The sequence below is a fragment of the Streptomyces sp. NPDC002619 genome (assembly GCF_042889305.1).
Lineage (GTDB): Bacteria > Actinomycetota > Actinomycetes > Streptomycetales > Streptomycetaceae > Streptomyces.
Genome location: NZ_JBIAQV010000016.1, coordinates 91,751 through 106,655, shown reverse-complemented (window position 1 = coordinate 106,655; position 14,905 = coordinate 91,751). Strand labels below are relative to the sequence as shown.

The window sequence follows — 14,905 nt, the reverse complement described above, 5'->3', positions numbered from 1 at the left end:
GGTGTTGGGGCTCAGCCCTTGCTGATCATCGAGCGGACGAAGAAGCGCAGGTTCGCCGGCTTCTCCGCCAGGCGGCGCATGAAGTAGCCGTACCAGTCGGTGCCGTACGCCGTATAGACGCGCATCCGGTGTCCCTCGGCGGCGAGCCTCAGGTGCTCGTCGCTGCGGATGCCGTAGAGCATCTGGAACTCGTACTCGTCCGGCTTGCGTCCGGCCTTGTGTGCGAGCTCCTGGGCGATGGAGATCAGGCGCGGGTCGTGGGACCCGACCATCGGATACCCCTCGCCCTCCATGAGAGCCCTCAGGATCCGGACGTACGCCTTGTCGATCTCGTGCTTCTGCTGGTACGCGACCTCGGCGGGCTCCTTGTACGCGCCCTTCACCAGGCGCACGCGGCTGCCGCTCTCGGCGAGGCGGCGGGCGTCGGCCTCGGTGCGGAAGAGGTAGGCCTGGATGACGCAGCCGGTCTGCGGGAAGTCCTTCCGCAGCTCCTCGTGGATCGCGAACATCGAGTCGAGGGTGGTGTGGTCCTCGGCGTCGAGGGTGACGGTGGTGCCGATCGCGGCGGCGGCCTCGACGACGGGACGGACGTTGGCGAGCGCGAGCTCGTGGCCTCCGGGGAGGGCCTGGCCGAACATCGAGAGCTTGACGGACATCTCGACCTTGGGGCCGAGCTCCAGCTCCGCGAGCCGGTCGACGAGCTGGAGGTAGGCGTCGCGGGCGGCGGCGGCCTGCTCGGGGGTGGTGATGTCCTCGCCGACCACGTCCATGGTCAGTTCGAGACCCTTGGAGGTCAGGTCCTTGATGATCGGCACGATGTCGCCGACGGTCTCACCGGGGATGAAGCGGTCGACGACCTGCTTGGTCACCGGGGCCGCCGAGATCAGGCGTCGCATCCGGTCGCTGCGCGACGCGGCGAGAATCACGGGACCCAGCACGGGGCACCTCCACAAACAAGACCAAGAGAGGGCCGTAACACCGACTTGGTGTTGTTTCGGGTACGGCACGGAGAACCACCGTGAAACCTAAGGATCCCTCCGATCGTCTGCCATCGACAGCTGTCACGCATCCGTGCACGGGATCTCAGACAGATGTATGAAGGCGGCCGGAAAATGCGGGAGAATGCCCGAATGACGGCGGACCGCACGGGTCACAGGGGTGACTACCAGGAGCTCGTGGACGAGATCTCGGAGCTGCTGGGCGCCCCGGCGACCCTGGAGAACCGCGACTTCGAGCTGATCGCCTTCGGCGCCTACGACAGCGAGGACGAGCTGGACGCGGCCGCGCTGGATCCCGTCCGCACCCGCTCGATCCTGACCCGCCGCTCCACGGCGGCCGTCCGCGCGTGGTTCGAGGGCTTCGGCATCACCCGAGCGACGGGACCGGTCCGCATCCCGCCGACCCCGGCGGCCGGCGTGCACCGGGGGCGGATCTGTCTGCCGGTACGCCATCGGGGTGTCGTCCTCGGCTACGTCTGGCTCCTGGACGACGATCCGGGCCCGAGCGAGCAGCAGTTGGCGGCGGCCATGGCGGTCACCGTCCGCATCGGCGCGCTCCTCGCGGACGAGGCCCAGGCCGGGGCCGACCTCACCCGAGAGCTGCGGGCGGTGCTGACCGCGGAGCGCGGCTGGCAGCGGGACATGGCAGTGGCGGAACTCCGTACGGCGCTCGGCTCCCGCGCGGACGGCCCCCACACGCTCGTCTGCGTCGCCCCCTGGCCCTCCACCGACCCCGACGACGCCCCCTCCGTCCGCACCCTGCCCGGCGCGACGGCCTTGTGCATGGTCCCGTGGGGCACGTCCGAACAGTCCCTGGCCCTGCTCGTACGCCTCCGCTCCTCGGACACGGTGACCCCGGCGGTGTCGGCGGCGGGGCGGCTGCTGGAACGGGCGGAGGGGCTGGGCGGTGGTGTCGGTGGGGACGCTGCGAAGAGCAGGCCGGTCGCCGCCGGGGTCGCCGCCGCACGCAACGGGCTGGCCGAGGTGGGGATCGCCTGGCAGGAGGCGGCCGGTGCGGCACGGGCGGCGCGGGCCGAGCCGCGGTTGGGCCCGATCGCCGAGTGGGCGCGTATCGGACCGTACCGGCTGCTCACCGCGCTGCCGGCGGAGGCAACCCACGACCCGGTGGTCGCCCCGCTGCTCACCCCGGCGCACCACGAACTGGCGCGCACCGCCGAGGCGTATCTCGACTGCGCGGGCCAGGCGGGCCGTACGGCAGCCGAACTGGGCATCCACCGCCAGACCCTCTACTACCGCCTGTCCCGGGTCGAGCGGCTCACGGGTCTGGACCTGGACGACGGCGAGGACCGGCTCCTGCTGCACATGGCACTGAAGGGGTCCCGGCTCTAGTCACGGTCCCGGCTCTGGTCACCTCTTGGTGGCCGCCTCGATGACCTGGCGCAGGCCCTCGGTGAGGGCGTCCGCGTCGGGCGCGTCCTTCTGGTCGAAGGTCCACTGGGCGATGAGCCCGGTCATCAGGGTGAGATAGAATCGGCCGACGGTGTCCGCGGCCTCGTCGGAGACCTCCTCCTCCGGCATCCCCATGAGCATTGCGACCAGACCCCGGCCGCCCTCCCGCTGTGCGCGGACCAACTGGTCGCGGACCTCGGGCAGTTGGTCGCCCATCGCCATGATCTCCACGCTGAGCCGCCACATCGAGCCGGGCTCGCGCATCGTGTCGATCACGTTCGACCACACCGACCGGAACCGCTCCAGCGAGCCCGGCGCACCGGTGATCCCGGCGCCGCCCCCGCCCTGGAACCCGTCGGACACCCCCTCGATCAGCGCGATGTAGGCCTGCACGAGGAGCGCGTCCTTCGAGCCGTAGTGGTAGCCGATCGAGGCGAGGTTCGTCCCCGACTCCTTGACGATGTCGCGCGCGGTCGTGCGCGCGAACCCCTTCTCCAGCAGGCAGCGCTTGGCGCCTTCGAGCAGATCCTCACGGTGTCCCATGCCGACCAGCCTACCCCCGATCCATACAGACGTCCCAGACAAGCGATTTACACGAGCGACTTATACGATCGTTCTAGACAAACGTTTAAGACGCGCGTACATTCGCTGTCATGACGAACTCGACGAGCACCACCACGAACCCGCCCGCCCGTGCCGGACGCCGCGAATGGACGGCGCTCGGCGTCCTGATGCTTCCGCTGCTGCTGGTCTCGATGGACGTGTCGGTCCTGTACTTCGCCATCCCGGCGATCAGCGCGGACCTGCGGCCGACAGGCACCCAGCAGCTGTGGATCTTCGACATCTACGGCTTCGTCCTCGCCGGCCTGCTGATGACCATGGGCTCGCTCGGCGACCGCATCGGCCGCCGCAAGCTCCTTCTCATGGGCGCCGCGGCCTTCAGCGCCGCCTCGGTCCTCGCGGCCTACGCGAACAGCCCCGAGACCCTGATCGCGGCCCGCGCGATCCTCGGCATAGGTGGCGCGACCCTGATGCCCTCGACGATGGCGCTGCTGCGAACGATGTTCACCGACCCCGGCGAGCGCGCGAAGGCGATCGGTCTGTGGTCCGGCGTGATGACCGGCGGGATCGCGCTCGGCTCGGTGATGAGCGGCATCCTCGTCGGGCACTTCTGGTGGGGCTCGGTGTTCCTGGTGAACCTGCCCGCGATGGCCCTGCTGCTCGTCCTCGGCCCGGTCCTGCTCCCCGAGTCGAAGAACCCGAACCCCGGCCGCTTCGACTGGCTGAGCGTCCCCCTGTCCCTGGCCGCCGTGCTCCCGGTCATCTACGGCCTCAAGGAGATCCCGTCCGAGGGCTGGAACGTCCGGTACGTCATGTCGGTGACCGTCGGACTGCTGTTCGCCGCGCTGTTCGTCCGCCGGCAGCGCACCGCGGCCTCCCCGCTGATCTCCCCTGCGCTGTTCCGCGGCCCCGGCTTCACCCCGGCGGTCGTCCTGACCCTGGTCTCGGCGTTCGGCATGATGGGCTCGGCGATCTTCACCACGCAGTACCTGCAGTCGGTGCTGGGCAAGAGCCCGCTCGAGGCCGCGCTGTGGAGCCTGCTGCCGTCGGTGCTCATCGGTGTCGCGGCGCCGGTCACGACGGCGATCGTCCAGAAGGGCGCCGACCGCGGGTACGTCGTCGCCGCGGGCTTCGCCGTCACCGCCGGCGGCTACGCGATGCTCGCCCTCGTCGGCAGCGACTCCCTGTGGACGGTCCTGGCCGCCGCAGGTGTGCTGGCCTCAGGTGTCGTCGTGGTGATGTCCCAGCTCACCGACCTCGCGATGGGCACCGCCCCGGTCGAGCAAGCGGGCACGGCCTCCTCGCTCATGGAGACCGGCACGGAGTTCGGCGGCGCCCTCGGGATGGCGGTCCTCGGCTCCATCGGTACGGCCCTCTACCGCCACGAGATGCCGGCTGCGGCCCCGGCCGAGGCCCGCGAGACCCTCGGTGGCGCGCTGGCGACCGCCGGCCATCTGCCCGACCGCGCGGGCGACGCCCTGGCCACGGCGGCCCGGGAGGCGTTCACCACCGGCATCCACGGCGTGGCGATCGCCGGAGCGGTCCTGCTGGCGGGGGCGGCGGTGGCCGCGGCCGTGACGCTGCGCCGGATTCCGGTGCGGGAGACGGAGGAGGAAGTGGCGGAGCCCGTGGAGGCCACGGTCTGAGACGGGCGGAGGACCCGGTCTGAGCCCGACGGACGGCACGCAAAAGGCGCCGGGTGGCTGGAATTCCAGCCACCCGGCGCCTTTGCGGTACCCATAGGCCCCTCCGGCGTTTGAGGACGACGCCGTTAGGGCCGAAGCGGGGGTCCGGGGGCGGCGGCCCCCAGGAGCGGCAACCTCAGACGAGGTTCACCGAACGGGCAGACGTCGCCCCGATCTCCGCGGCGACTTCGGCCAACACACCGGAGGCCACCGTGTCGTCGACCGTCAGCACCGCCAGCGCCTCCCCGCCGGCCGCCGCACGGGCGACCTGCATTCCGGCGATGTTGATGCCCGCCTCACCGAGGATGCGGCCGACGGTGCCGACGACACCGGGACGGTCCTCGTAGCGCAGGACGAGCATGTGGTCGGCGAGCGCGAGGTCGACGTCGTAGTCCCCCACGGCGACGATCTTCTGCACGTGCTTCGGGCCGGCCAGCGTGCCGGAGACCGACACCTCCTCGCCGTTGCCCAGGGTGCCGCGCACGGTCACGACGTTGCGGTGTTCGGGCGACTCGGAGCTGGTGGTCAGCCGTACCTCGACGCCCCGCTCCTGCGCGAACAGCGGCGCGTTGACGTACGACACCGTCTCGGCGACGACGTCCTCGAAGACACCCTTGAGCGCGGACAGCTCCAGCACCTTCACGTCGTGCTGGGTGATCTCGCCGTACACCTCGACGTCGAGGCGGACCGCGACCTCGCCCGCGAGCGCGGTGAAGATCCGGCCGAGGCGCTCGGCGAGCGGCAGGCCCGGCTTGACGTCCTCGGCGATGACACCGCCCTGCACGTTCACCGCGTCCGGGACCAGCTCACCGGCGAGGGCGAGCCGCACCGACTTGGCGACGGCGATACCGGCCTTCTCCTGCGCCTCGTCGGTGGAGGCACCGAGGTGCGGGGTGGCCACGACCTGGTCGAACTCGAACAGCGGCGAGTCCGTGCACGGCTCCTTTGCGTACACGTCGAGACCGGCGCCCGCGACGCGGCCCTCCTTGAGCGCCGAGTACAGCGCCTCCTCGTCGACGATGCCGCCGCGCGCGGCGTTGACGATGCGCACGGACGGCTTGACCCTGCGCAGCGCCTCGTCGCCGATGAGGCCGAGGGTCTCGGGGGTCTTCGGCAGGTGCACGGTGATGAAGTCGGAGACCTCGAGCAGCTCGTCGAGGGACAGCACCTTGACGCCCATCTGCGCGGCGCGCGCGGGCTGCACGTAGGGATCGTAGGCGACGACCTTCATGCCGAAGGCGGACATGCGCTGAGCGACCAGCGCACCGATCCGGCCCAGACCCACGACACCGAGGGTCTTCTCGGCGAGCTCCACGCCGGTGTACTTGCTGCGCTTCCACTCGCCGTTCTTCAGCGCGGCGTTGGCCTGCGGGATGTTGCGGGCGGTGGAGAGGATGAGACCGCAGGCCAGCTCGGCGGCGGTCACGATGTTGGACGTCGGGGCGTTGACGACCATGACGCCGGCCTTGGTGGCGGCGGAGACGTCGACGTTGTCCAGGCCGACGCCGGCTCGTGCGACGACCTTCAGCTTGTTCGCGGCGGCGACCGCCTCGGCGTCGACCTTGGTGGCGGAGCGGATCAGGATCGCGTCCACGTCGGCGATCGCGGGGAGCAGCTCGGCTCGATCGGCGCCGTTGCAGTGCCGGATCTCGAAGTCGGGGCCGAGTGCGTCCACAGTCGCGGGCGACAGCTCTTCAGCGATGAGTACGACAGGTTTCGAGCTCACGTGAGTCCTCACAAGTCCAATGCATGCGGACGGCCGTCCCGACGGCCGCAGGCGGAGGAGGGGCTAGCCGCGGAAGACGCACGACGCTGTGGGCCTGACGCGTGTTGTGCAGCAGTCTAGTGGCGCTGCGGAGGTCGGCTTGCGCCTCTGCGGAAGGATCACCCGGACGAGAAACACCATGTGTACAGGACCGGGCGGGGCCCCGCGGCGGCGCCTTTCGGCCAGGTACGCCGCCGCGGGGCAGGGAGGTCACGCCTCCTCGTTCACCCACGACATGAGCTTGCGCAGCTGCTTGCCGGTGGTCTCCAGCAGGTGCTCGGAGTCCTGCTGCTTGTACTCGTTGTATTTCTTCAGACCGCCGTGGTACTCGTCCATCCAGTTCTGGGCGAACGAGCCGTCCTGGATCTCCGCGAGGACCTGCTTCATCTCGGCCTTGGTGGCGTCCGTGATGATGCGCGGGCCGGTGACGTAGTCGCCCCACTCGGCGGTCTCGGAGATCGACCAGCGCATCTTCTCCAGCCCGCCCTCGTACATGAGGTCCACGATCAGCTTCAGCTCGTGCAGGCACTCGAAGTAGGCGATCTCCGGCTGGTAGCCCGCCTCGACCAGCGTCTCGAACCCCGCCTTGACGAGCGCGGAGGTGCCGCCGCACAGCACGGCCTGCTCACCGAACAGGTCGGTCTCGGTCTCCTCGGTGAAGGTCGTCTTGATGACGCCGGCGCGGGTGCCGCCGATGCCCTTCGCGTACGACAGCGCGAGCGCGAAGGCGCCTCCGGTCGCGTCCTGCTCGACGGCGGCGATCGCGGGAACGCCGCGGCCCTCCTCGTACTGACGGCGCACCAGGTGACCCGGGCCCTTCGGGGCGACCAGGGCGACGTCCACGCCGGCCGGGGGCTTGATGAAGCCGAAGCGGATGTTGAAGCCGTGGGCGAAGAACAGCGCGTCGCCGTCCTTCAGGTTCGGGGCGATGGACTCCTCGTAGACCTGGGCCTGGATCGGGTCCGGGATCAGGATCATGATGACGTCGGCCTCGGCCGTGGCCTCCGCCGGGGTCATCACGCGCAGGCCCTGCTCCTCGGCCTTGGCCTTGGACTTGGAGCCCTCGTGCAGACCGACGCGGACGTCGACACCGGAGTCGCGCAGCGACAGGGCGTGCGCGTGGCCCTGGCTGCCGTAGCCGATGACCGCGACCTTGCGGCCCTGGATGATGGACAGGTCGGCGTCAGCGTCGTAGAACAGCTCGGCCACTTTGGGTTCTCTCCTTGGTGTGCAGGTGTTGCGTCCCACCGTATGCCGGTGAGGGGGAGGGAGGATTCTGGGTCTCGGCATACGGGCGGCCGGTGTCCCCCGACCGCCCGAACGCGTCGTTATGCGGACCGGTCGAGTGCACGCAGTGACCGGTCGGTGATCGAACGGGCGCCGCGTCCGATCGCGATGGTGCCGGACTGGACCAACTCCTTGATACCGAACGGCTCCAGCATCTTGAGCATGGCCGACAGTTTCTCGCTGCTGCCGGTGGCCTCGATGGTGACGGCCTCCGGGGAGACATCGACGGTCTTGGCGCGGAACAGCTGGACGATCTCGACGATCTGGGAGCGCGTCTCGTTGTCGGCGCGCACTTTCACCAGAACGAGTTCACGCTGAACGGCCTGCGTCGGCTCCAGCTCGACGATCTTCAGCACGTTGACGAGCTTGTTCAGCTGCTTCGTCACCTGCTCCAGCGGCAGCTCCTCGACGCCCACCACGATGGTGATGCGGGAGATGTCGGGGTGCTCCGTGACACCCACCGCGAGCGAGTCGATGTTGAAGCCGCGGCGCGAGAACAGGGCGGCGATCCGGGCGAGGATGCCCGGCGTGTTCTCCACCAGGACGGAGAGCGTGTGCTTGGACATGTCTGGTTGCTCTTCCTTGCCTGTTGAAGGTCAGTCGTCTTCGTTGTCGCCGAAGTCGGGGCGGACGTCCCGGGCGGCCAGGATCTCGTCGTTGGAGGTGCCGGCGGCGACCATCGGCCAGACCATCGCGTCCTCGTGGACGATGAAGTCGACGACGACGGGACGGTCGTTGACGGAGTTCGCCTCTTCGATGACCTTGTCCAGGTCCTCCGGCCGCTCGCACCGGATCGCGTAGCAGCCCATGGCCTCCGACAGCTTCACGAAGTCGGGGACGCGGGTGCCGGCGCTCGGCTGCTTGCCGTCAGCCCCGGGGCCGGAGTGCAGCACGGTGTTGGAGTACCGCTGGTTGTAGAAGAGAGTCTGCCACTGGCGGACCATCCCGAGGGCGCCGTTGTTGATGATGGCGACCTTGATCGGGATGTTGTTCAGGGCGCAGGTGGTGAGCTCCTGATTGGTCATCTGGAAGCAGCCGTCGCCGTCGACCGCCCAGACCGTCTGGTCCGGCGCGCCCGCCTTGGCGCCCATCGCGGCCGGGACTGCGTAGCCCATGGTCCCGGCGCCGCCGGAGTTCAGCCAGGTGGCGGGCCTGTCGTACTGGATGAAGTGCGCGGCCCACATCTGGTGCTGGCCGACGCCCGCCGCGAAGATCGTTCCCTCGGGCGCCAGTTGGCCGATGCGTTCGATGACCTGCTGCGGGGACAGCGAGCCGTCCTCGGGCTGGTCATAGCCGAGCGGGTAGGTGTCGCGCCAGCGGTTGAGGTCCTTCCACCAGGCCGCGTAGCGGGACCTGGCGGCCTCGCCCACCTGACCCTCGCCGTGCTCCTTCTGCACGGCCTGGATCAGGTCGGCGATGACCTCCCGCGCGTCACCGACGATGGGCACATCGGCGGCGCGGTTCTTGCCGATCTCGGCGGGGTCGATATCGGCGTGGACGATCTTGGCGTACGGGGCGAAGCTGTCCAGCTTGCCGGTGACGCGGTCGTCGAAGCGGGCTCCGAGGGCGACGATCAGGTCGGCCTTCTGCAGCGCGGTGACGGCGGTGACCGCACCGTGCATGCCGGGCATTCCCACGTGCAGCTCGTGACTGTCGGGGAATGCGCCGAGCGCCATCAGGGTGGTGGTGACGGGCGCTCCGGTGAGCTCGGCGAGAACCTTGAGCTCTGCGGTGGCATGCGCCTTGAGGACGCCACCACCGACGTACAGGACGGGCCGCTTCGCGGAGGTGATCAGCTTGGCGGCCTCGCGGATCTGCTTGGCGTGCGGCTTGGTCACGGGCCGGTAGCCGGGCAGGTCCATGACGGGGGGCCAGGAGAACGTGGTCCGCGCCTGCAGGGCGTCCTTCGCGATGTCGACCAGGACCGGGCCGGGGCGGCCGGTGGACGCGATGTGGAAGGCCTCAGCGATGACGCGCGGGATGTCCTCGGCCTTGGTGACCAGGAAGTTGTGCTTGGTGATCGGCATGGTGATGCCGACGATGTCCGCCTCCTGGAAGGCGTCCGTGCCGATCGCCTTGGACGCGACCTGCCCGGTGATCGCCACGAGCGGCACCGAGTCCATGTGCGCGTCGGCGATCGGCGTGACGAGGTTGGTGGCCCCCGGGCCCGACGTGGCCATGCAGACGCCGACCTTGCCGGTGGCCTGCGCGTACCCGGTGGCCGCGTGGCCGGCGCCCTGCTCGTGCCGGACCAGGACGTGGCGCACGCGACGGGAGTCCATCAGCGGGTCGTAGGCGGGCAGGATCGCACCGCCCGGAATGCCGAATACCGTGTCGGCGCCGACCTCCTCGAGCGAACGGATGAGGGACTGCGCGCCCGTGACGTGCTCGACGGGGGGGGACTGCTGTCCTCCGGAACGGGGCCGCGGCTGCGGCTGATGGGCCCCGGTGGCCTGCTCGGTCATCGGCATTCTCTTCTCGATGCTGAGGGTTTCTGCGAAGTTTGTGCGATGTGCGGCCATTGTCCGCATGGTGCCTGTGCAACAAAAAACCCCTCGTGCCGTAAGGCAAGCGAGGGGAGCGCGCCGGTGTGGTCGCTGGGGATTCCGGTTCGTCCTCCGGTGGGTCCCAGCTCAGCCGACGCGCTGTCCAAGTACGAGAATTCGGGTGCGCATGGCACTGACCCTCCCCCCGGCACGCACCACGTGTCAAGTTGGTGGGACGGGAGTCTCATTATGTGAACGAAGGGCACTGCCGCCTCCGAAAACAGCGGGAACACCACCGGTGTACACCCCTGGCGCGCCTTTTCATGGCTCGTTCACCTCCGGGGCGCCACAGTCGGCTCTCTCGCGCCGCCCGCGAACGCCGGCTCGGCCGGTCCGTGCGGAACCGGATAGTGGCCGGATCCGAGCGCTCTGCGCAGCCGGTACTCGTCCAGCGGCGCGGCGAACGCCACGCCCTGACCATGGGTGCAGCCCATCGCCCGCAGGGCGACGAGCTGCTCCGGGAGGTCCACGCCGTCGGCCACGGACTGCAGCCCGAGGTCGGTGGCGATACGGAGCAGCCCACTGGTGATCTTGTGCAGTCGCGCGGACTCGACGACGCCCTCGACCAGACTGCGGTCGAGTTTCAGCACGTCGACGGGGAGCCGCCGCAGCGCTGTGATCGCCGCGTAGCCGTTGCCGAAGCCGTCGAGCGAGATCCGGACCCCCAGCCGCCTGAGGGCGGCCAGCCGCCGCTCCAGCTCGTCCAGGGAGACCCGGGGGTCGGTGTCGGCCAGCTCGATCAGCAGGGACCCGGACGGCAGCCCGTGCCGGGTGAGCAGGGCCTCCACCGAGCCGAGCGGCATCGACCGGTCGAGCAGCCGCCGGGCGCCTATCCGGACGGCCACGGGTACGGCGAGCCCGGTCGCGGCGCGCTCGGCGGCCTGTTCCACGGCCTCCTCGAGGATCCAGCGGTCCAGTTCCGAGGTCTTGTCGCAGTCCTCGGCGACCCGCAGGAACTCGGCGGGCGTGAACAGCACCCCCTGGGAGGAGCGCCAGCGCGCCTGCGCGGAGACGGATGTGATCCGGCCGTTCTCGAGGCACACCACGGGCTGGTGCAGCAGGGCGAACTCACCGTCGTGCAGCGCGGCGCGCAGCCGGGTGGCCAGCTCCGCCTTGCGTACGACGTCCTGCTGCATCTGTGGCTTGTACAGCTCGACGCGGCCCTTGCCGGCCGACTTGGCCCGGTACATGGCGAGATCAGCGTTGCGCAGCAACTCGCCCGCGCCGAGGCCCTGCTCGGCGAAGGCGACGCCGATGGAGGCGTTGACACGGACATCGTTGCCGTCGATGGCGTAGGGCTGGGAGAGGGTCGTCCTGAGGCGGTCGGCGAGCTCCAGGATGTGCCGCTCCCGGGCACTGCGGTCACGGGTGCCGTCCCCGACGATCAAGGCCGCGAACTCGTCGCCTCCCAGCCGGGAGGCGGTGTCCCCGTGCCGTACCGCGTCGTGGAGTCTGCGGCCGGCCTGGACGAGCAGTTCGTCGCCGGCCTGGTGCCCGATCGTGTCGTTGACGGCCTTGAATCCGTCCAGGTCGATGAAGAGGACGGCCGTACCGCGCAGATGCGCGCCGCGGTCGGAGGCGCGGCGACCCGACAGGGCCTGCTGCACGCGCGTGGTGAACAGCGCGCGGTTGGGCAGGTCGGTGAGCGGGTCGTGCTCGGCGTTGTGCTGGAGCTGCGCCTGGAGGCGCACTCTTTCGGTCACGTCCCGGCTGTTGAAGATGAGGCCGCCGTGATGGCGGTTGATCGTGGACTCGACGTTGAGCCAGCCGCCGTCGCCGGAGCGGAATCGGCACTCGATGCGGGTGGTGGGCTCCTCGAGCGGATTGGCGGCGAGGAAGCGGCGCACCTCGTGCACCACGCCGCCCAGGTCCTCCGGGTGGATGAGCTGGGCCAGCTCCGAGCCCACCAGCTCCTCCGCCGTACGGCCGTAGACCCCTGCGGCGGCCGGGGAGACGTACCGGAGGACGCCGTCGGGCGCGGCGATCATGATGACGTCGCTGGAGCCCTGGACCAGGGAGCGGAAGTGGTTCTCCTTCTGGGCCAGCTCCTGGGTGAGCGTGATGTTGTCGAGCAGCATGATGCCCTGGCGCACCACGAGGGCCAGCACCACGCAACCGGCGGTGATGAGCACCACGTGGTCGGGGCTGCGGCCGTTGAGGACGTTGTAGAGGATGCCCAGCGTGCACACGGCGGCGGCCAGGTACGGGGTGAGTGCGGCCAGGGAGCCGGTGAGGGGCCGGCCGGCCGGATACCGGCTGTGATCACCCCCCGGGGCGGGTGCGAGCGCGGGTGCGGGCACGTGCTGGATGCCGCCCCGGCGCCGGGGCAGGTGCTCGTGGACCACGCGCGTGTGCCCGTCCGGGACGGTCCGGTCGGTGCCCTGTCTGTCGGCGTCCCGCCGGCCCGGGCGCCGGGGGGAGGCCCAGGGCGCGTACGCGAGGACCAGCGAGCCGGCGAACCAGCCCGCGTCGAGGAGCTGCCCCGAGTGGTAACTGCTGTGCAGCAGCGGCGAGGTGAACAGGGCGTCGCACATCACGGTCAGGGCGAGCCCGCCGATCGCGGTGTTGACCGCGGTTCGGTTGCCGGGTGAGCGCCTGAAGTGCAGGGCGAGCACCATGCTGACCAGGGCGATGTCCAGCAGCGGGTACGCCAGTGACAGCGCGGTGTGCGCCACGCTCGGCCCGTCGAATTTGGCGGCCTGCGCGAGCGCGAGGCTCCACGACAGGGTCAGCAGCGAGCCGCCGATCAGCCAGGCGTCCAGGCCCAGGCAGATCCATCCCGCCTTCGTCACCGGCCGCTTGGCGAGGACCAGGAGGCCCACGATGGACGGCGGCGCGAAGCACAGGAAGAACAGGTCGGCGCAGCTGGGGCTGGGCACGGGCTGCTGCAGGACGACCTCGTACCACCCCCAGACCGCGTTGCCCAGGGCCGCCATCGCCGAGGAGAGGGCGAACAGCAGCCAGGCGGGTCGAAAGCGGACCCGTGGGCTGCGGCCGTAGAGGAGGCACGAGACCGCGGCGGCGCCCGCCGCCGCGGTCAGCCCGAAGTCACCCATGATCAGCGCGAGTTCGTCCGAACCCCAGCCGAGCGCGGAACCGACGGCGTATGCCGCGCACACCAGGGCGAGGACGAGTTGGTGGACCAGGCCGGACCCACGGCCGAGGGCCGGCGGACGCGGCAGCGGCGCCCCCGCAGGAGGCTCTGCCCGCAGCGCTCCGTCGAGGGTGGTCGTCACGGTCGGCGGCGAGCTCACCGGTCCCTCCCGGTCCGCGCCGCTCCCGCATCCCGCCGGTCCCGGTGCGCTGGGTGCGCATGCCTTCTGCGTCCGCTCTGCCTGCGGTGGTGGTGACTGGTGTGGTGGCCGCGTCTGTGCGCGGTTTTGCCCCAGGGCCGTCGTCGGCGGCCCCGCCGCGTCGGATCGTTCGTCCATAGGCCGTGCATCGCCCGTCGCCCCCCTCACAAATCTGAAATGTCCTTCCCCGGCGCCGAACGGTGCGCGGCGCAGCCCCTGTCGGGACGATACACCAGTCTCGTCACTCAGGGACATAGCTTCTCTACTCTCAGTGACGGCGAGAGGCGTGTGCGTACACACCGCGTCCGGGAGATTGCGGAGGGTACCCGAAGCGGATTAAAGGCCTGTTGCTCTCGTCGTCGTCACGCGTCCGTGGAGCCCGTCGTAAGGATCACGTTGCGCAGTGGCTCCCGGTTCACGAACCGGGTCAACTGGTCGACCACCAGCCGCTTGGCGCGCGGCAGGAAGGCCGAGGTGGGTCCGCCCACGTGCGGGCTGATCAGCACGCCGGGCGCCTGCCACAAGGGATGCGCCGGGGGCAGGGGTTCGGGATCCGTGACGTCGAGGGCCGCGCCGATCCGGCCGCCCTCCAGCTCCATGAGCAGCGCCTTGGTGTCGACGACGGGCCCGCGGGCCACGTTCACCAGCAGCGCTCCGTCCTTCATACGCGCGAGGAACTCGGCGTCGACGAGGCCCCGGGTGGTCTCCGTCAGAGGCGTGGAGAGGATGACGACATCGGCTTCCGGGAGCAGTGCGGGCAGTTCGGTGAAAGGGTGCACGGGACCGCGCGCTGTGGTGCGCCGGGAGCGCGCGACGCGCGCCACCCGCGCAACCTCGAAGGGAACGAGCCGGTCCTCGATAGCGGAGCCGATGGCGCCGTAGCCGACGATGAGGACGTTCTTGTCGGCGAGGGCGGGATGGAATCCGCTCTGCCAGTGGCCCTGCTGCTGCGCCCGGACGAATCCGGGGACGCCGCGCAGGGAGGCGAGGGTCAGGGTGAGCGCGAGTTCGGCGGTGCTCGCCTCGTGCACGCCGCGGGCGTTGCACAGCCGGACGCCGGGTACGAGGGACGACAGTTGCGCGGTGATGTCGTCGACGCCGGCCGTGAGGGTCTGGACGACCTGGAGGTTTCGCATCTGCTCCAGGGGGCGCACCTTGACGGGCTGACGCCTCATGTACGGCACCACGTACACGACGCAGTTCGCGGGGTCGCCCGGGAACTCCTGGCCGCCGTCCTCACCCCCGTCCCAGAAATGGTAGTCGAGCCCCTCCGGGAGCCCGTCGATCTCCTGCGGGGGGATGGGAAGCCATACGTCTGCGGTCATGGTCAGGAGGCTATGTCAGGGGCCCGGGTGCGCAG

General features: G+C 70.2%; 9 protein-coding genes and 1 pseudogene. 2 read left to right on the top strand and 8 right to left on the bottom strand.

The window, feature by feature from the left end; all coding sequences use genetic code 11:
* Positions 1–11: 11 nt before the first annotated feature.
* Positions 12–938 (bottom strand): proline dehydrogenase family protein, encoded by a 927-nt coding sequence (locus tag ACFYXB_RS24560; RefSeq protein WP_389585919.1) that lies wholly within the window; start codon positions 936–938, stop codon positions 12–14.
* Positions 939–1,112: 174 nt separating this feature from the next.
* Here ACFYXB_RS24560 and ACFYXB_RS24555 point away from each other — a divergent pair, with 174 nt between their 5' ends.
* On the top strand, positions 1,113–2,348 hold the full coding sequence (locus ACFYXB_RS24555; protein ID WP_389585916.1) for a PucR family transcriptional regulator: 1,236 nt from the start codon (positions 1,113–1,115) through the stop codon (positions 2,346–2,348).
* Positions 2,349–2,366: 18 nt separating this feature from the next.
* Here ACFYXB_RS24555 and ACFYXB_RS24550 read toward each other — a convergent pair whose 3' ends face one another.
* Positions 2,367–2,951, bottom strand: coding sequence for a TetR/AcrR family transcriptional regulator (locus ACFYXB_RS24550; RefSeq protein WP_351346427.1), 585 nt, complete (start codon positions 2,949–2,951; stop codon positions 2,367–2,369).
* Positions 2,952–3,061: 110 nt separating this feature from the next.
* Here ACFYXB_RS24550 and ACFYXB_RS24545 point away from each other — a divergent pair, with 110 nt between their 5' ends.
* Positions 3,062–4,615, top strand: coding sequence for an MFS transporter (locus tag ACFYXB_RS24545; RefSeq protein WP_389585912.1), 1,554 nt, complete (start codon positions 3,062–3,064; stop codon positions 4,613–4,615).
* A 175-nt stretch (positions 4,616–4,790) separates the two neighbouring features.
* Here the strand turns inward: ACFYXB_RS24545 and serA are convergent, their stop codons facing one another.
* The 6 genes and pseudogenes from serA to ACFYXB_RS24515 form a co-directional block, all read right to left on the bottom strand.
* A complete protein-coding gene (gene serA, locus ACFYXB_RS24540; protein ID WP_351349830.1) occupies positions 4,791–6,380 on the bottom strand; it encodes a phosphoglycerate dehydrogenase in 1,590 nt (529 codons plus the stop codon).
* Between the two features lie 249 nt (positions 6,381–6,629).
* A complete protein-coding gene (ilvC, locus tag ACFYXB_RS24535) occupies positions 6,630–7,628 on the bottom strand; it encodes a ketol-acid reductoisomerase (RefSeq protein ID WP_351349828.1) in 999 nt (332 codons plus the stop codon).
* Between the two features lie 119 nt (positions 7,629–7,747).
* Complete coding sequence (gene ilvN / locus ACFYXB_RS24530) at positions 7,748–8,272, bottom strand: acetolactate synthase small subunit (protein ID WP_389585908.1); 525 nt, start codon at positions 8,270–8,272, stop codon at positions 7,748–7,750.
* A 30-nt stretch (positions 8,273–8,302) separates the two neighbouring features.
* A complete protein-coding gene (locus ACFYXB_RS24525; protein WP_389586076.1) occupies positions 8,303–10,177 on the bottom strand; it encodes an acetolactate synthase large subunit in 1,875 nt (624 codons plus the stop codon).
* Positions 10,178–10,414: 237 nt separating this feature from the next.
* Positions 10,415–13,506: pseudogene (locus tag ACFYXB_RS24520) on the bottom strand (putative bifunctional diguanylate cyclase/phosphodiesterase).
* A gap of 401 nt (positions 13,507–13,907) precedes the next feature.
* Positions 13,908–14,870 carry a 2-hydroxyacid dehydrogenase gene (locus ACFYXB_RS24515; protein ID WP_389585905.1) on the bottom strand — a complete coding sequence of 321 codons (963 nt, stop codon included), beginning with the start codon at positions 14,868–14,870 and terminating at the stop codon, positions 13,908–13,910.
* Positions 14,871–14,905 lie beyond the last annotated feature (35 nt).

Excerpts from the sequence above, each read along its gene's own strand:
- ACFYXB_RS24515 (WP_389585905.1), bottom strand. The coding sequence starts at position 14,870 with ATGACCGCAGACGTATGGCTTCCCATCCCCCCGCAGGAGATCGACGGG.
- ACFYXB_RS24555 (WP_389585916.1), top strand. The coding sequence starts at position 1,113 with ATGCGGGAGAATGCCCGAATGACGGCGGACCGCACGGGTCACAGGGGT.
- ACFYXB_RS24550 (WP_351346427.1), bottom strand. The coding sequence starts at position 2,951 with ATGGGACACCGTGAGGATCTGCTCGAAGGCGCCAAGCGCTGCCTGCTG.
- ilvN (WP_389585908.1), bottom strand. The coding sequence starts at position 8,272 with ATGTCCAAGCACACGCTCTCCGTCCTGGTGGAGAACACGCCGGGCATC.
- ACFYXB_RS24525 (WP_389586076.1), bottom strand. The coding sequence starts at position 10,177 with ATGCCGATGACCGAGCAGGCCACCGGGGCCCATCAGCCGCAGCCGCGG.
- ACFYXB_RS24545 (WP_389585912.1), top strand. The coding sequence starts at position 3,062 with ATGACGAACTCGACGAGCACCACCACGAACCCGCCCGCCCGTGCCGGA.